14 protein-coding genes and 1 tRNA gene are annotated in these 17,356 nt (G+C 55.7%); 10 read left to right on the forward strand and 5 right to left on the reverse strand.

The features are described 5' to 3' along the window. Positions 1-64: 64 nt before the first annotated feature. Together prfB and lysS are read left to right on the forward strand one after the other, a co-directional pair. Positions 65-1,163, forward strand: a protein-coding gene (gene prfB, locus HWQ14_RS09285; RefSeq protein ID WP_096147815.1) for a peptide chain release factor 2 whose coding sequence is annotated in 2 segments (ribosomal slippage) — positions 65-139 and positions 141-1,163 — 1,098 coding nt in all. Because the reading frame shifts where the segments join, the coding sequence is not laid out codon by codon here. Positions 1,164-1,172: 9 nt separating this feature from the next. Further along, positions 1,173-2,690 (forward strand): lysine--tRNA ligase, encoded by a 1,518-nt coding sequence (lysS, locus tag HWQ14_RS09290; RefSeq protein ID WP_176609543.1) that lies wholly within the window; start codon positions 1,173-1,175, stop codon positions 2,688-2,690. A 47-nt stretch (positions 2,691-2,737) separates the two neighbouring features. Here lysS and idi read toward each other — a convergent pair whose 3' ends face one another. Then, a complete protein-coding gene (idi, locus tag HWQ14_RS09295; protein ID WP_176609544.1) occupies positions 2,738-3,280 on the reverse strand; it encodes an isopentenyl-diphosphate Delta-isomerase in 543 nt (180 codons plus the stop codon). 163 nt (positions 3,281-3,443) lie between these two features. On the opposite strand from idi, the gene actS reads away from it, so the two are divergent. Both actS and HWQ14_RS09305 read left to right on the forward strand, forming a co-directional pair. Then, complete coding sequence (gene actS, locus HWQ14_RS09300; RefSeq protein WP_176609545.1) at positions 3,444-4,184, forward strand: amidase activator ActS; 741 nt, start codon at positions 3,444-3,446, stop codon at positions 4,182-4,184. A gap of 80 nt (positions 4,185-4,264) precedes the next feature. Then, a tRNA-Gly gene (locus HWQ14_RS09305) sits at positions 4,265-4,338 on the forward strand. Positions 4,339-4,500: 162 nt separating this feature from the next. Here HWQ14_RS09305 and HWQ14_RS09310 read toward each other — a convergent pair. Together HWQ14_RS09310 and HWQ14_RS09315 are read right to left on the reverse strand one after the other, a co-directional pair. Then, on the reverse strand, positions 4,501-5,145 hold the full coding sequence (locus HWQ14_RS09310; protein WP_176609546.1) for a LysE family translocator: 645 nt from the start codon (positions 5,143-5,145) through the stop codon (positions 4,501-4,503). Between the two features lie 180 nt (positions 5,146-5,325). Further along, positions 5,326-9,702 carry an autotransporter outer membrane beta-barrel domain-containing protein gene (locus HWQ14_RS09315; RefSeq protein ID WP_176609547.1) on the reverse strand — a complete coding sequence of 1,459 codons (4,377 nt, stop codon included), beginning with the start codon at positions 9,700-9,702 and terminating at the stop codon, positions 5,326-5,328. 334 nt (positions 9,703-10,036) lie between these two features. On the opposite strand from HWQ14_RS09315, the gene HWQ14_RS09320 reads away from it, so the two are divergent. The 5 genes from HWQ14_RS09320 (at position 10,037) to HWQ14_RS09340 (ending at position 13,802) form a co-directional block, all read left to right on the forward strand. Then, positions 10,037-10,654 carry a LuxR C-terminal-related transcriptional regulator gene (locus HWQ14_RS09320; RefSeq protein WP_176609548.1) on the forward strand — a complete coding sequence of 206 codons (618 nt, stop codon included), beginning with the start codon at positions 10,037-10,039 and terminating at the stop codon, positions 10,652-10,654. Between the two features lie 19 nt (positions 10,655-10,673). Then, entirely contained in the window at positions 10,674-11,024 is a 351-nt protein-coding gene (locus HWQ14_RS09325) for a hypothetical protein (protein WP_176609549.1), read from the forward strand. A gap of 197 nt (positions 11,025-11,221) precedes the next feature. Beyond that, complete coding sequence (locus tag HWQ14_RS09330) at positions 11,222-12,397, forward strand: OmpP1/FadL family transporter (RefSeq protein ID WP_176609550.1); 1,176 nt, start codon at positions 11,222-11,224, stop codon at positions 12,395-12,397. A 63-nt stretch (positions 12,398-12,460) separates the two neighbouring features. Next, positions 12,461-13,090 (forward strand): winged helix-turn-helix transcriptional regulator, encoded by a 630-nt coding sequence (locus HWQ14_RS09335; RefSeq protein ID WP_148418565.1) that lies wholly within the window; start codon positions 12,461-12,463, stop codon positions 13,088-13,090. 100 nt (positions 13,091-13,190) lie between these two features. After that, positions 13,191-13,802 (forward strand): outer membrane beta-barrel protein, encoded by a 612-nt coding sequence (locus HWQ14_RS09340; protein ID WP_176609551.1) that lies wholly within the window; start codon positions 13,191-13,193, stop codon positions 13,800-13,802. Positions 13,803-13,859: 57 nt separating this feature from the next. Here the strand turns inward: HWQ14_RS09340 and HWQ14_RS09345 are convergent, their stop codons facing one another. Further along, positions 13,860-14,258, reverse strand: coding sequence for a hypothetical protein (locus HWQ14_RS09345; RefSeq protein WP_176609552.1), 399 nt, complete (start codon positions 14,256-14,258; stop codon positions 13,860-13,862). 169 nt (positions 14,259-14,427) lie between these two features. Between HWQ14_RS09345 and HWQ14_RS09350 the strand changes: the two genes are divergently transcribed. Then, the gene (locus HWQ14_RS09350) at positions 14,428-16,410 is read left to right on the forward strand and encodes an alkyl/aryl-sulfatase (protein ID WP_176609553.1); all 1,983 of its coding nucleotides are present in this window, start codon (positions 14,428-14,430) and stop codon (positions 16,408-16,410) included. A gap of 33 nt (positions 16,411-16,443) precedes the next feature. Here HWQ14_RS09350 and HWQ14_RS09355 read toward each other — a convergent pair whose 3' ends face one another. Next, on the reverse strand, positions 16,444-17,328 hold the full coding sequence (locus HWQ14_RS09355; RefSeq protein WP_148418568.1) for an SDR family oxidoreductase: 885 nt from the start codon (positions 17,326-17,328) through the stop codon (positions 16,444-16,446). Between the last annotated feature and the right edge of the window lie 28 nt (positions 17,329-17,356).

Here is a 17,356-nt window from a genome sequence, read left to right on the forward strand (position 1 = left end):
GTGGATTCGGTACAATCCCGCTCTTATCACCGCATTTTGACAAGCTCATAAAAGAAAACAGACCATGTTTGAAATTAATCCGGTAAAAAACCGCATCCAGGACCTCACGGAGCGCTCCGACGTTCTTAGGGGGTATCTTTGACTACGATGCCAAGAAAGAGCGTCTCGAAGAAGTAAACGCCGAGCTGGAACAGCCGGACGTCTGGAACGAACCTGAACGCGCGCAGGCGCTGGGTAAAGAGCGTTCCTCCCTCGAAGCCATCGTAGATACGCTGGATCAAATGGCGCAGGGTCTGGAAGATGTTTCTGGGCTGCTGGAGCTGGCCGTCGAAGCTGACGACGAAGAAACCTTTAACGAAGCCGTGGCAGAGCTCGACGTGCTGGAAGAGAAGCTGGCGCAGCTGGAATTCCGTCGCATGTTCTCCGGCGAATACGACAGCGCTGACTGCTATCTCGATATTCAGGCAGGTTCTGGCGGTACCGAAGCGCAGGACTGGGCCAGCATGCTGATGCGTATGTATCTGCGCTGGGCAGAAGCGCGCGGTTTTAAAACCGAAATTATCGAAGAGTCTGAAGGTGAAGTGGCAGGCATCAAGTCCGTCACCATCAAGATTATTGGCGATTACGCCTACGGCTGGCTGCGTACTGAAACCGGCGTTCACCGCCTGGTGCGTAAGAGCCCGTTCGACTCCGGCGGCCGTCGCCACACCTCCTTCAGCTCCGCGTTTGTCTACCCGGAAGTGGATGAAGATATCGATATCGACATCAATCCGGCGGATCTGCGCATCGACGTGTATCGCGCATCCGGCGCGGGCGGTCAGCACGTTAACCGTACGGAATCCGCGGTGCGTATTACCCACATTCCAACCGGGCTGGTAACACAGTGCCAGAACGACCGTTCCCAGCATAAGAACAAAGACCAGGCCATGAAGCAGATGAAAGCGAAGCTTTATGAGCTGGAAATGCAGAAGAAAAATGCTGAGAAACAGGCGATGGAAGACAACAAGTCCGACATCGGCTGGGGCAGCCAGATCCGTTCTTACGTCCTTGATGACTCCCGCATCAAAGACCTGCGTACCGGGGTTGAAACCCGCAACACGCAGGCGGTGCTGGACGGCAGCCTGGACCAATTTATCGAAGCAAGTTTGAAAGCAGGGTTATGAGGAACCAACATGTCTGAACAACAAGCACAGGGCGCTGACGCGGTAGTCGATCTTAACAACGAACTGAAAACCCGCCGCGAGAAGCTGGCAGCGCTGCGCGAGCAGGGCGTGCCGTTCCCGAACGATTTTCGTCGTGACCACACCTCAGACCAACTGCACGCAGACTTCGACGGTAAAGAGAACGAAGAGCTGGAAGCGCTGAACGTTGAAGTGTCCGTGGCTGGCCGTATGATGACCCGTCGTATCATGGGGAAAGCGTCCTTTGTGACCTTACAGGACGTTGGCGGCCGTATTCAGCTGTACGTCTCCCGTGACGATCTGCCGGAAGGCATCTACAACGAGCAGTTCAAGAAGTGGGACCTGGGCGATATTCTGGGCGCGAAAGGCAAGCTGTTCAAAACCAAAACCGGTGAACTGTCTATCCACTGCACCGAGCTGCGTCTGCTGACCAAAGCCCTGCGCCCGCTGCCGGACAAGTTCCACGGCCTGCAGGATCAGGAAGCGCGCTACCGTCAGCGCTACCTGGATCTCATCTCTAACGATGAATCCCGCAAGACCTTCAAGATTCGCTCCCAGATCATGGCCGGTATCCGCCAGTTCATGGTTAAACGCGACTTTATGGAAGTGGAAACCCCGATGATGCAGGTGATCCCTGGCGGTGCCTCTGCCCGTCCGTTCATCACACATCACAACGCCCTGGACCTGGACATGTACCTGCGTATCGCGCCGGAACTGTACCTGAAGCGTCTGGTGGTCGGTGGTTTCGACCGCGTGTTTGAAATCAACCGTAACTTCCGTAACGAAGGTATCTCCGTGCGTCATAACCCAGAGTTCACCATGATGGAGCTCTATATGGCGTATGCGGATTACAAAGATCTGATCGAGCTGACCGAATCTCTGTTCCGTACGCTGGCGCAGGACATTCTGGGCACGACCAAAGTGCCTTACGGCGAAGAAGTGTTCGACTTCGGCAAGCCGTTCGAAAAGCTGACCATGCGCGAAGCGATCAAGAAATACCGTCCGGAAACCAACATGGCGGATCTGGATAACTTCGACTCTGCAAAAGCCATTGCCGAAAGCATCGGTATCAAGGTAGAGAAGAGCTGGGGCCTGGGCCGTATCGTAACCGAGATCTTCGAAGAAGTGGCCGAAGCGCACCTGATTCAGCCGACCTTCATTACCGAGTATCCGGCTGAAGTGTCTCCGCTGGCGCGTCGCAATGACGAGAACCCGGAAATCACCGATCGCTTCGAATTCTTCATCGGTGGCCGCGAAATCGGCAACGGCTTTAGCGAGCTGAACGATGCAGAAGATCAGGCGCAGCGCTTCCAGGATCAGGTTAACGCGAAGGCGGCGGGCGACGACGAAGCGATGTTCTTCGACGAAGACTACGTAACCGCGCTGGAACACGGCCTGCCGCCGACGGCTGGCCTGGGTATTGGTATCGACCGTATGGTTATGCTGTTTACCAACAGCCATACCATCCGCGACGTGATCCTGTTCCCGGCGATGCGTCCGGTGAAATAAGCCATTAAGACGTAAAAAAAGCCCCGCGCGTTCCCGCCGGGGCTTTTTTATTGCGCCGCGAAGGCCCTGAGCTTTTCGCGCGCGGTGCTCGCTTCCTGTACCATCCACGGGCTGAACGCCCACGGCGTGGCGTCCAGGGCAAGGAACAGCGCGTCCAGATCTACCCACTGATACTCCATCACTTCGTCGCTGTTGATGGTGAGGGGACCGGTGACGCGTGCCGCATAGACCGGGCAAAGCTCGTTTTCAACGATCCCGGACGGGTCGGTTTCCCGGTAGCGGAACTCCGGTGCGATGGGGGTGATGTCCGTGATTTCGGCGCCGACTTCAAAGCGGCAGCGGCGGATTATCGCCTGCTCTGTCTGTTCTTCCGACTGCGGATGACCGCAGACAGAGTTGGTCCACACGCCGGGCCACGCTTTTTTACTTAAGGCGCGCCGGGTAATCAGGCATTGCCCGTTAGCGTTAAACAGCCATGAAGAGAAGGCCAAGTGTAGCGGGGTGTGTGACGTATGCGCGGCGTATTTCTCCTGAGTGCCAATCACCTTTCCCTGGTCATTTACCAATATAACGTGTTCTTGAATACTCATTGATGCTCCAGTGCCAAAATGCCAAATGGTTTAGCACCATCAGCGGGTTTATTATACTGCATTCTTATGCGAACGGTTTGACCCGCAGAGCGGAAAAGGGCATGACCCGCATCAGTTTGGGCTGCTATCATAGTGCGCCATTCACGCTGACCGAGGAGCTGTTTTGTTTGCAGGAAGCCTGACGAGAAATCCCATCATTGCCGTTTTCTGCCTGACGCTGACGCTATTTCTGGCGGGATGCTCGGGGAGTAAATCTTCGGATATGGGCAGTTATTCTGGTGCAGTGTATACCGTTAAGCGCGGGGATACGCTCTACCGCATCTCACGTGCTACGGGAACCAGCGTGAAGGAGCTGGCACGCCTGAATAACATCTCCCCACCGTATACCATTGAGATAGGGCAGAAACTCAAGGTTAACGGCGATTCATCCTCAGGTAAAAAGTCCTCAACGCGCAAAACGGCTAAGGTAACGCCATCCTACCAGGTTCCAAAATCATCGTGGCCGCCGGTCGGACAGCGCTGCTGGATCTGGCCTGCGAGCGGAAAAGTCGTGGCCCCGTACTCACTCTCTGAAGGTGGCAATAAAGGCATTGATATCGCTGCCGCACGCGGTACACCGGTTTATGCCTCCGGCGCCGGGAAGGTGGTTTATGTCGGCAACCAGCTGCGCGGATACGGCAACCTGATCATGATTAAGCACGGTGAGGACTATATTACGGCCTATGCGCATAACGACACGATGCTGGTCAACAACGGCCAGAACGTGAAGGCAGGGCAGAAGATTGCGACCATGGGCAGCACCGGCACAGATACGGTGAAGCTGCATTTCCAGATCCGCTACAAGGCGACGGCCATCGATCCGCAACGTTATCTTCCTGCACAGGGCAGTAAACCGAAGTGCTAAGTGATTATTTAATCGCCACTTAGTGACGCAGAGGCTTGTATGAAGAAGCGTAAGGTCTATAATGCCTTACGCACCTCAAAGCGGGCGTAGTTCAATGGTAGAACGAGAGCTTCCCAAGCTCTATACGAGGGTTCGATTCCCTTCGCCCGCTCCAATCTCCAGGTATATCCACTTTTCATTCATCAGTGAGTAATGTCGCCCTGCTTTAGCAAGTACTGCTGAAACGACCTGTTGTTCTACGCCCGCATCAGCCGCGGGGTTGGTTTGTGGCATAATTTTCATAGCCCCAGGAATAAAGGGCTGTTCGCCCTTATTCTCAACGGCGAGTCATCGCCAATCGTAGACCTAACCCAATAAATGTTACGCCAACAATTCGATCCAGCAATTTCTGCAGCTTTCTGTTTCGTGAAACGGCGCCAGCGGCACTACCAGCAAGCACGGCGAACGTTAAATCAGTCATAAAAGCGATCAGCGCGTAGGTCATCCCCAGGACCAGAAAAGAAGCCGCATTGTGCTCGCCACCGGGTGAAACGAATTGAGGGAAAAAAGAGATGAAGAACAGCAGCACCTTCGGGTTGGTTAAGGTGGTTATGAAACCTTTAGTCAGCAGACTCGCATGGGTCGCTTTTGTTTTAACGGCGTCTGCTTCGCTGCGATCCGAGGTTTGCTTCGTCAGGGTTCCCAAAATCATCTTACTGCCGAGATACACCAGATAAGCTGCACCGAGATACTTAATAACGGTAAACATCACCGGCGACGCTGCGATCAGCGCGGTTAACCCTACGGCGCTTGCAACCGCATGCGTACAGCTACCTAATGCAACCCCGGCGGCAGAGATAATTCCCGCTCGTCTACCATTCGCCACGCTTTGACCGACCACGTAGGCTATATCAGGCCCAGGGGTAACGGAAAGCAGGAGTACAGACAGGGCAAAAAGCCCGAAATGAGTTATGTCCAGCATAGCCAGCTCCAGATAACACAAGTGTAAGATCTTCCATGCTAGCACTGAATTTTTATGCGGTAAATGTGGGTTTGTATTCTTGTGCGCGTACGTATGCCAGCGCCATAACGTGACTAAACATCGGCGTTCTGTAAGAGATACATCGACAAGCCACATACCTGAGTATGTGGCTTTTTATGTTTAGAAGGCGAGCGACCAGGTAGCGCTCACGGTCTGACTGGTGTCGTGCTGAGAGGCATTAACGTTATATCCCACGCCGAACGTCATATTGCGTTTCTGCATTTTTATTCCCAGCTGGCCGTTAAAGGCGGTGTCGTCCATAATCTCAGCGCGAATGGTATCGCTGGCGCTAATGCCAACGGTATGCAGGGTGTTCTGACTCTCCCTGTCGCCGCTGACGGCGACCACAGCAGCATCGGCCTGCGGGCTCAGCGTCCAGCCTGAATCCAGCGAGAAGGCTTTCGCCACTTTCACACCTACCGGGAACTGCCAGATTGTCTGCGTGCCTTTATCGGTATGGAAGACGCGTTCATCCTGGCTGTTTTTGGTATCAAAGGCATCGGTTGTGAGCTGGTTATAGCGCACGCCTGCATGGGGGATGATATCCAGCACGTTGGTTTCGATCAGGTACTCGCCCCGAACGCCCGCGCTGAACAGCATTCCGTCCACGTTTGCCTTCAGCTTGCCGCCTGCCTCCATCCAGCCCGGCTGTTTCTGGTCAACGTTGCTGCTGGTCTGGGTCAGGCTGACGTCGCCCGTCAGGTTCCAGCGATCCTGACTCCAGTTCTGGTACAGGGTTATGCCCCAGAAGCTGAAATCATTATGGGTAGCGCTGACGTCACCGCGTGAATCGCTGTCGCCGTTACCGGCATGAAACGCCGCGCCGCTGCGCAGCGTACCGCGATCGGTCTGCCAGGCCTTGTCTCCCCCCATCATTAAGCCGTAGAAGCTGCTGTCCTGCCCGTAGCTCAGGTTCCCGGCGCGCAGATCGCTGCTGCGCGGGTTGCCGTACAGGGCGTGAACCCAGACGCTGGCGTCGGTGTCAGCAGGCTGCAGCGCCGCGTTAGCAACGGAGTTACGCTCCATCACGGCATCCACCGCCGCGCTGCCCGCCGCCCAGGTATTATGCTGCACGCCTCCCGCCGTCGCGATTTGCGCCGCGCTGTTAACGGTACTCACCACGTCCTCCACGCTCGCCTGCGGGATATCGATGGCAACGGACAGATAACGCGCGCCCGCCTGGGTGGCCGTGCGTGAGTTTTCCCCGCTGGCGATAAGCCGATCCAGCGCGTGTGCGGTGACCACCCCCGGCAGGACGTCCTGTGCGGCGCGTGCCCGGGTGGTGACCAGCACCTCGCCATCACGCTCCTGCGTCGTGGCCGTCAGCAGTTTATTCAGCAGAAGGTTCTCATTCTGCCAGCCGTTTCCGGCGATGCTGACGTCGCTAAAGCCTCTGGCAACCGCATAGGTCTGGTTGGCCTTCGCATCTGCGACATAAAGCGCGGCGCTGTCCGCCACGCTCAGGCTGCCGCCGGTGGCATTCAGCGCGGCCTGGCCGTTGGTCATCTCTTTGGTGCTGAGCATCAGGAGAGAGCGATCGGCAAAATCGACGCTGTTAAAGGCGGCGTCACGGTCGGCTGAACTGCCGGTCAGAGTGCCGTCAACCCGCAGCCCGCCCTGGGCGGCGTTGAGATACTGCGGCGCCTGTATGGGGACCGCCGCCGTGATGGCGTTTTCACCCCAGCGTAGTCCGCTGTCCGCAAAGCGCGCTTCGGCCACGGCGGTGGAGGTATCCCCCAGCACCAGCAGGGCGTTTTGCCCCACGGTTACGCGGCCGTTAACCTCGCTGCCGCCGCTTGCCACCCGGGAGGCATCCGCCAGGGTGCCGCCCGGTGTCCAGGCCGGGTCGATAAACAGCCGGGCACCCTGAAGATCAAGACGCTCTGCCATCAGCGACCCGGCGGCGGTGCTGTCACCAACCGCGATCTGCGACGCTTCGGCGGCGGTAAGCTGGCCTGCAAGCAGCGCGCCGGTTACGGCCAGCTGCCCCTGATCCTGTAGCGCCGCGTCGGCGTGCAGGGTGGCCTGATGGGCCACGTTGAGCAGGCCGCTGCTGACGATCCCGGCAGCCGTGCCGCCGGAGGTGAGGGTATGGTCGCCCGCAACGACGTTCATGGTGCCCTGCGGAGCGATGGTGACGGTGCCGGTCAGGTGCGCGGTTACGTCCTGCATGGCCGTCACGCCGAGATTCAGCGTGCCGTTATTAACCGCTACGGCAACCGGAGTTTGCGGCGCGCCGGCGACCTCGATCAGGGCGCCCGCCGCGCCGGTCAGGGTTAGCGACTGAGCGTTGCCGATGGTCACAGACGGTTTGCCTTCTCCTTCAAAGCGCAGCTGCGAGGCACCAAAGCCCGTAGGCACGGCGATGGCCTGGTCGGACGGGGCACTCTCCGCGCCGATGTAGAGCTGGTTTTTAGCAGAGGTGACCTGGGTATTGGCCAGCACCGCGCCGGTGATGGCGGCGTCGATCACGCTGGCGGTACCGCTGGCGTTCTCCGGATTTTGCAGCGTGCCCAGCATCACCAGCGCGTTACCCTGGCTCTGGCCCAGCAGGCCGTTTACCCCTTTAACGTAATCCAGCTGATAGGCGGCATCGGTCAGGATCAGGGTGCTGTCGGTAAGGTGGGTGCGCGCTCCGGTATCGTTGTATTTCACCGGTTCGGTGGAGCTGGCCGCGGCGTTGAACAGCTGGTCGGCGCGGGTTTGGAGCTGGCTGTGGTTGGCCAGGTTCAGCGAGGCTCCGCTGCTGAGCGCCAGCGTATCGGCAACCAGCCGGGTGTGGCTGAAGGTGAGCTTGCCGCTGCTCAGCCGGACCGGAGCGGTGACGGTGTTCCCTTTTACGTTCAGGGCCGATCCGACGTTATTATTGGTAAAGCCGCCGTTCAGAACGGTATCGCCGGTCACCTCCAGGGTACCGAAGCGGCTGAACTGGGCACCCTCAAAGGTAGGCATAGCGGCCAGATGCAGGGTGCTGGCCGCGCCGCCGTACAGATGGCCCGCCACGCGGCTATTGTCCAGCCAGACGTCGCTTGCCTTCTGGCCGTCGCTGGCGAGGTTAACGTCGCCGCCGAGTGTGCTGTTGGTCAGGTGCAGATCCACGCTGCCCTGGCCTGCTTCGATGTTGCCCTTCACGGTCGAACGGGTGATATCCAGCGTCGTCCTGGCCGCGCCGCTGGCGACAAGGCTGCCGCTGATTTGCGCGTTATCCAGCGTTGCAGAGACGCTTTCGCTGCCCTCCAGCAGGGTATGGCCGTTCACGCCGCTGTTGCTCAGCGTCAGAACGGCGGTTTTCTCCCCCTTCAGGCTCAGGGCGGTGCCGTCGGCCTGGTCGGAATTGCCGAGGGTGGAGTCGGTGACGTTAAGGGCGGCGTCGCTGCCCGCGCTGGCGTCGAGGATGCCGTCCAGCGTCGAGGCGGTTATCTCCAGCGCAACCTGTGCCGCCTTGCTGGCGGTAAGATTGCCGTGAAGGCGCGCCTGGGCCAGCGAGGCGGTGATGCTTCCTGTACCGGACAGCAGGGCATGGCCGCTCACCTCGCTGTTGTCCAGGGTCAGCAGGGTGGTCGCGCCGTTCTTCATCGTCACGGCGTTACCGTCGGCCTGGATCGTTTTGCTAATGGTGGAGTCTTTAACGCTCAGCGCGTTGGTGCTGCCGGTGCTGGCAATATTGACCGACCCTGTGATGCGGCTGTTATCAATCGTCACCGCGTGCGTTTTATCAGGGGTTGAGCCGTTGGTGATATTGATGGCGTTGTCCGTGGCGGTCACGGCACCGGTGGTGTCGATGCTGCTGTTTATAACGGAGATAGTGTTGTCATTTTTGGTTGAGCTCAGCAGAATGCTGCCGCCCTGAATGCGGCTGTCGCGCAGGGTAATATCGTGTGTTCCCGCCCCGCCGGCCAGGATCTTGCCGTTAATAACGCTGCCGTTCTGGATATCAATATCGGTGTTGCCATTGTCGCCGGCGGAGAGGTAAATGGCGTAGCCTTTAGCATAATTTTTCGAGAACGTCGGCGTTCTGGCGGTCTTATCGTAATCCACCTGGGCGCTGGCGCCGTTCAGGGTAGAGTCATCGATAATGATTTTGGTATGGGTCGTAGCGCCCCCGGCTTCAAGCCAGTCTACCTTAGCGTTGTTGGCCAGGGTTATCGCGGCCGAGCCGTTTTTACTGGCGTTGATGTAATACCCGCTGAGATCCGCGCCGTCCACCCTAAGCTGCTGCACGTCGCTTGCCTGACGGGAAGAGCTGCCGCTGGCGAAATAGATATTCTGTTTTTTGGCCTGACCGTTAATCGCTGCGTCCTGGGTTGGCTGGGTAAAATACCAGGCCGTCGGCACGGGATCCAGTTTTGAGGTCATCTGGTATTCGGTCAATCCGCAGGTTCCGGCGGCTGAAAAAGTAGTGCAGGTGTTGGCAAACGATGGTGCCAGCATCAGGCTGCCACCTAATATCATGCTCATACTTGCGGCGACTTTCGTCAGTTGAAATGATTCCGTCATTTTAATTCCCTCTATATAGCGCTACGCCGTTTATTTCGCTTACGCAAATATAAAAACGTATACACGGATTAATCCTTCGTTACATTTTGCAGCATAACACACGGGAATATGGCTTAAGGTCAGATTGGTCTACTCGTTATTGGAAAAGTCTCATCAGCAAATATATCCCGCTGTAATTACATGTGAATAATTTATCTAATTGCGGTATTTTGCGAGGAAGCGCACGAATTGCCTCTTATTGCTTAGGAATATTCTTATAATCTCGCGAAAAGTAGTAATTGAAATTAAATAGATTCTCACTGATTATATTTATATCCACAGTGATGATAGGGTAATGGCGATGATTATAGTTGTGACATCCTGTAGATATTTCAGGCAGGGCTTTGCCGCGCTGGCAGAAAGCATGAGGATTGAGGCACCTTCATTCAAAAAGGTGCTGTATATCGATGATATTAAACACGTCAAAAAAGAGGAGCTTTTGCGCGCTAAAGTCGTCCTGGTGGATTATGGCCAGTCGGATATCAGCGTGCTGAATAGTTTGCTGGAAATAAAAAATCGCTACGAGAACAGCTATTTTATTCTTGTTACCCGGGATATCTGCTATGACAGCACGATAGAAAATATTCTTATTAATACCATTGCGGACTGCACCATCGACTGTAAAATCGCCGTACGTAAAATTAGCGCCTGTCTTGCCCATTTTGCGCTTGAAGATCAGCAGGTGACGATTGTCAAAAATAGCCGCTGGCACCATCTCGAAAAAGAAAAACGCCTGACGCGAATGGAAACGATGCTGCTGCCTTATATTGTGTCAGGAAAAAAGAATAAAGAGATTACGCGCTACCTGGATCTGACGGGAAAAACCGTCAGCCACCATCGGCGCAATATTTATCGAAAATTCGCGGTCACTAATTTGACCGGGCTTTATAAAAAGTTCGACCACAGCGTATAAGCCGCAAGGGGCTCATTAAATGGATAAAATGATTGCCGTACAAAAAAGGCTGGAGGCCGCGCTCTTGATTCTTGCAGAGGATGCGGAGATTAAAGCGCGACAGGAGCGTATTTATCACGAGTGCTTGTGCCACATAACTCTGCATGATATGCCACGGGTGTTGCGCAGGGATTATTATCAGCTCCTGTCTTTAACCAACATGCTCTGTCGCGAAATCGGCCACAGGCACTCTCACGGCGCGATGCAGGTTGATGCGGAACAGCAGCTGGTCACTGTCCTGCCGCGCAGGCTGTTGCTGCTCTATAAGCGACTGACGGAGTGGATGGCGATTGAAACCTATCTTCGCAGCCAGCAGCACGTTCTGAGCTAATTATCAGAATTTACGGGCTATTCACCTCGTTTCTCAATGCTCTTCTTGAGAACGGCTTTCGTCGCGCGCTGGGCTGCGAGGTTTTGAATCCGCCCGGCTTCTGTCTCCGATAATTTAAAATTAAACCCCCTTTCTTTTTACGGACGCTTTTCCCCCTGTTATATCTGTCGGCAAATTCTTTATTTCCCGGATCGCAGATGAAAACACGACTCCTCCTGTGCGCTGGCCTGTTAGCCTCCTCCAGTGTTCATGCCAGCGCCCTCTATTTTTATGAAGCTGGCACCGAAGATACCGCGCTTGCCGGCGCGGGGCAGGCGGCTCGCGCGCAGGATGCCTCCACCATCATGACCAACCCTGCCGGCATGACGCGGTTGCCGGAGCATATGGTGACCGGTGGCTTACAGGTGATGGATGGGTCCATCGATAACCAGCTTGATAACGATGCCCATCAAAGCCCCGGCGACGTGATGAAAACCATTCCGAATGCCAGCGCTTTTTACAGTCAGAAAATGACCGATAACCTGTATGCCGGGATCGGGCTTTACGGCAACTATGGCCTGGGGATCGACTACGGCAGCTGGGCGGGCGACAGGCTGATCAAAAAGAGCACCATGGTGGCGATGACGCTCAGCCCGTCCCTGGCCTATAAGCTCAACGACCGTCTCTCGCTGGGGGCTTCTGCCAACGTCAATTACGGATACTTCTCGCTGACCCGCAACGTCAACGATAACGACTATCGGCAGCATGACGAGGACTGGGTCATGAGCTATCGGCTCGGGCTGCTGATGCAGCTGACTGACCAGACGCGGGCCGGTATTACATGGAACAGCGAGACGGACTATCGCTTCAATATTGACGGTAAAGCTCGGCTGCAAGGCGGTGCATACGATCTGCCGGTATCGGCACAGGTCCGAGCGCCGCAGCAAATTATGCTCAGCCTCGTTCACGATATAAACGCTCAGTGGTCGGTGATGGGCGATCTTGGCTGGCAGGACTGGAGCCAGTTCGGTGCACCGCAAATCGTCTTGGGTGACCAGCGGCTGAATAACGTCAGCCGCATGAAGGATACCTGGCACGGCGCGGCGGGCGTACAGTATCGCCCAACCGCTCAGTGGCGACTCAACGCCGGCGTGGCGTTTGACAGCTCGCCGTATGAAAGCCAGAGCGATGTGGCCTTAACCTTACCTACCGGCGATGAGTGGCGGTTCGGGGCGGGGGCGCAGTATCAGATCACCCCGGCCAGCAATATTGGTGTTGCCGTCTCGTACCTTCACATGCAGTCATCGCGCGTGAAATCGCCGGATATCTTTGCCGGAAGCTACAACCAACCTTATCTTTGGTTTGCCAGCGTTAACTATAGCTATCAGTTTTGATCTGCTAACCGCTTAAAATATATGGTCTATAATGGCAGGTACTTAATGTCGGAAGGTTGCGCCATGCATATTTTACCGCCCGTTCGGCCAGAACGCTCTATCGAAAGACTGACCGCTATCCTTGAGCCGATAGCGGAGAAGGTGAAAGTGGTCCCCCGCAAGCGCCTCACCTGGTTACGGAAAGGGAAGCAGCAGATGTATCTCTTTCTCGAAGGGGAGCTGTCGCTGCTGCGCGCCTCCGATGGGCTGGTGGTGGTAACCGTCTACGAGCCGCATCTGTTTGGCATTGCGGAGATGATCCAGCCCACGCAGGGGCATTTTCTGCGTGCGGAGAGGGAGTCGACCATTTTGCGTATCGATGCGGACGAGGCTGCAGCGCTGTTTCGCGCAAGGGGCGTCTGGGAAGATGTCGCGGCGCTGCTTTCATACCACACGGCATATTTAATATTCCGCGATGCCCAGGTACTACAGCAGCGTACCTATTCCGTTATTCGTAACCATCTTCAGGAGATGATTTTGCTCCCTGAAGAGGCGCGTATGCGCACCACTATTCTGGAATACATTCAGGATCGTACTTTGCTTTCACGCAGCAGTATTCTCAACGTATTGTCCGCCCTTAAGCAGGGAGAGTATATCGCCTTTAAGCGCGGTGGATATCTGCTTGAAGTCCGGCATTTGCCCGAGTCATTCTAGCGGGAATTTAAAATTAAACAGAAATCAAATTAACGCTGCCGTTATTTTTCTATATCGTTTGCTTCCTGAAGTTTATCTTTATCAAGTAAACGGTATATTTATGAAAAAGACAGTTATCGCTTTGGTTATGGTTAGCGCATTCTCCGCTACTTCCGCGTTTGCCGCCGCAGATGCGGGCACATGGTATGGCGGAGCGAAATTCGGCTGGTCCCACTATTTTGATACCAGTACGGGCTCAAAAGCGCAGGATAATACTCATTCCGACCACTTTGATTTTGACCATGATAATATTGGTGGCGGTGTTTATACGGGTTACCAGATTACCCCGTGGCTTGCGGTAGAAGGCGGTTATGATTATTTAGGCAATATGCAGATAAAAGGCCAGCACGGTGCGGGAGCGCAGATGAAGGCGCAGGGCCTGCAAATGTCCCTGAAGGCCAGCTACGCGCTGACCAGCGACTGGGATATCTACGGTCGTGCCGGTGCGATGGGCTATCGTGCTGAATCCGATGTAAGTGGTCACAATCGTTTTGAAACAGGCGTGCGCCCGCTTGTTGCCGTCGGTACTGAATACGCGTTCAACAAGAGCTGGGCTGGCCGTCTCGAGTACCAGTGGGTCAGCAATGTGGGTAACGCTAACCAGATTGGCGTAAGCAGCGACCTGAGCTCCGTCACCGCAGGGCTAAGCTATCGCTTCGGTCAGTACGACTGAAGCGCGTGACAGGTCCCCGAATAAAAACCCGGCTGCCAGAATGCCGGGTTTTTACGTTCAGCCGGCCATAAGCGGCTTAAGTACGATATGAATATTCTGCAGCCCCGTTATGTTTTTATCCTTCAGGTACTGCTGATTAACCATATCTAATTGTTCCAGTTTGGTCAGCGAGGCATAAACGCGCTGAACGGCACTGTCCGAAACAAAAATTTCTTTTGCGCTCGTGTTCTGAAGATATTCTGATTTCAGCGCGTGCGTTAATGTATCAATCTGCTGCTTATTATCCTGATACAGCGACGCAATATGAGAAATATCTGTCGCAGCCGGTTTTTCTCCCGGCAGCACCAGCGAGATTTGCAGATGGTTAATCTGTTCCACCTTGTCCGGCGGGGGAGAACTACATCCTGATAATGTGCTCAGGCTAAATATAGCCAAAAAGAGAGGCAGGCTCTTCATCGAATAACTCCGGGGAATAAAATGACGCATTATTATCCCTGACGGGGGTAGCAGCTGAAGAATAATGTTGTTTATTTATAAACGTTCTTTCTTTAGTCAAAAAAAAAGCCAGGTGATAGCCTCCTTTCCCCCATACGCCACCAGCGTGAATATGACATCTCGAGGATATATGAAGCTTAAAACTCTCGTTAGTGGAATGGTCGTTGCTGGTCTGCTATCGGCCTCGCTGGCCACCTTGCCTGTTATGGCAAAAAAGGAGGCGAAGGAAGCCACTGCCTATACGAAAGCGAACAACGATGCGCTGTATGGCCAGCTGCCCTTCTTTGATAAAACCGATTTCCGGAATGCACATAAAGGCTTCGTTGCCCCGCTGCCACAGGCGGTGATTAAGAGCGAAAAAGGCACCGTTATCTGGGATCCACGGCAATACGCTTTTATCAAAGAAGGGCAAAAAGCTCCGGGTACCGTCAACCCGAGCCTCTGGCGTCAGGCCCAGCTGAACAATATCGGCGGCCTGTTTGAGGTGACGGAGGGCGTGTACCAGATCCGTAACCTCGATCTGTCGAACATGACCATCATTGAGGGGAAAGAAGGGATCGCCGTAGTCGATCCGCTGGTCTCTGCCCAAACGGCCAAAGCGGGCATGGCACTTTACGCTAAATACCGGGGTAAACGTCCGGTGGTGGCGGTGATCTACACCCATAGCCACGTCGATCATTATGGCGGCGTGCGTGGCGTAGTCGATGAAGCCGACGTCGCGTCTGGCAAAGTGAAGGTCTACGCCCCCGCTGGTTTTATGGAAGAAGCGGTATCGGAAAATATCATGGTCGGGAATGCGATGAGCCGCCGCGCCAGCTATATCCACGGCAACCTGCTACAGCCCGACGCGAAAGGCCAGGTGGGGGCCGGTCTCGGAACCACCACCTCTGCCGGTACGGTGACGCTGATCGCCCCCACCAACTATATAACCGAAGACGGCCAGAAAGCGGTTATCGACGGCCTGACCTATGACTTTATGCTGGCGCCGGGTTCGGAAGCGCCGTCAGAAATGCTCTGGTACCTGGAAGAGAAAAAGCTCATTGAAGCCGCAGAGAACGTTACCCACACGCTGCACAATACCTACTCCCTGCGCGGAGCCAAAATTCACGATCCGCTGGCGTGGTCGAAGTACATCAATAGCGCCATTGACCGGTGGGGAGATAAAGCGGAAATCATCATGGCGCAGCACCACTGGCCCACGTGGGGTAATAAAAACGTGGTGAAGCTGATGAAAAGCCAGCGGGATATTTACCGCTACATCAACGACCAGACGCTGAGGCTGGCAAATAAAGGGCTGACGCGGGATGAGATCGCCGCTAACTTTGCGCTGCCCTACGCGCTGGCGAAATCCTGGGCAGGCCGCGGCTATTACGGTTCGGTGAGCAACAACGTCAAAGCCACCTATGTCTATTATCTCGGCTGGTTCGACGGCAACCCGGCGTCGCTCGATGAACTGCCGCCGGTGGACGCGGCGAAAAAGTATGTCGACTACATGGGCGGAGCCAGCGCGATCCTTGAAAAAGCCCGTATTGATTATGCCCGGGGCAATTACCGCTGGGTGGCGCAGGTGATGAGTAAGGTCGTCTTTGCCGATCCGAATAATAAGGCAGCGCGCGAGCTGGAAGCGGACGCGCTCGAACAGCTGGGATATCAGGCCGAGTCAGGGCCGTGGCGTAACGCCTACCTGACCGGCGCGCAGGAGCTGCGTTACGGTGTAAAGAAAATGCCGACGCCCAAAACCGCCAGCCCGGATGCGGTCCGCGCCATGTCGACGGAGATGATTTTCGATTACTTCGGCGTTCACCTTAACGGCGTCAGGGCGGCGAATGCGAAAGGGGTCTTTAACGTGGATTTAGGCCGTGAAGGCGGAACGTACAGGCTGGAGCTGGAGAACGGCGTGCTGAATCATAGCGCCAACGCGCTGGCGAAAGATCCGGACGCGACCATAACCCTCAGCCGCGAGACGCTGAACAGGATCATCCTCAGGGAGACCACGCTGAAAAAGGCGCAGCAGGCAGGTGAGGTGACGATCGCCGGCAATGCCGCAAAGGTGGATGAGATGCTGCGCTGCATGGAGAGCTTCAGTTTCTGGTTTCCTGTCGTCACCCCTTAAACGTAAAAAAGGCTGCTTTCGCAGCCTTTTGCTTTAGATAGTCCCATCGCCCCCGTCCGAGCACCACACCTGCCCGGAGGTATACGAACATTCGTCAGAGGCTAACGTCACGTACAGCGGCGCGATTTCAACCGGCTGGCCGGGACGCCCCAGGGGCGTACTCTCGCCAAAATGCTTCACTTTTTCCTGCGGCTGACCGCCGCTCGGCTGCAGCACGGTCCAGTATGGCCCTGGCGCGACCGCATTAACGCGGATCCCTTTCGGACCCAGCTGTTTTGCTAACGCCTTGGTAAATACCGCCAGACAGGCTTTTGTCTGAGCATAATCGAGCAGCACGGCGCTAGGCTGTACCGCCTGAACAGAAGACGTATTAATAATGGACGCAGGTGCTTTCAGGTGGCGCAGCGCCGCTTTGGTGATCCAGAAAGGCGCGTAAACGTTGGTTTTGAACGTGGCGTCAAAATCTTCCGTGGTCAGCTCTTCCAGCGACTCGCGATACTGCTGGCGGCCTGCGTTATTCACCAGAATGTCGAGTCCGCCCAGCTTGCTGACCGCCTGCTCCACGAGGTTCTGACAGAAGGTTTCGTCCCGCACGTCGCCCGGCAGCGCGACGGCATTGCGCCCTTCGGCTTTAATCAGGGCGATGACTTCAGCCGCATCTTCTTCCTCTTCAGGCAGATAGTTGATGGCGACGTCTGCCCCTTCGCGGGCATAGGCGATAGCCACCGCGCGTCCGATGCCGGAATCGCCCCCGGTGATGAGCGCTTTTTTACCGCTAAGCCGTCCATGCCCTTTGTAGCTTGTTTCGCCGTGATCGGGAACAGGTTCCATTTCAGAGGCCAGGCCCGGTGGCGTCTGCGGCTGTTCCGGGAAAGGAGGCGTTGGGTAAGCGTTCGTACGTTGTTCATTATCACTCATAGCTAACTCCTTGTTAGGGGTGAGATTT

The organism is Enterobacter cloacae (assembly GCF_013375935.1).
Taxonomy (GTDB): Bacteria; Pseudomonadota; Gammaproteobacteria; order Enterobacterales; family Enterobacteriaceae; genus Enterobacter; species Enterobacter pasteurii.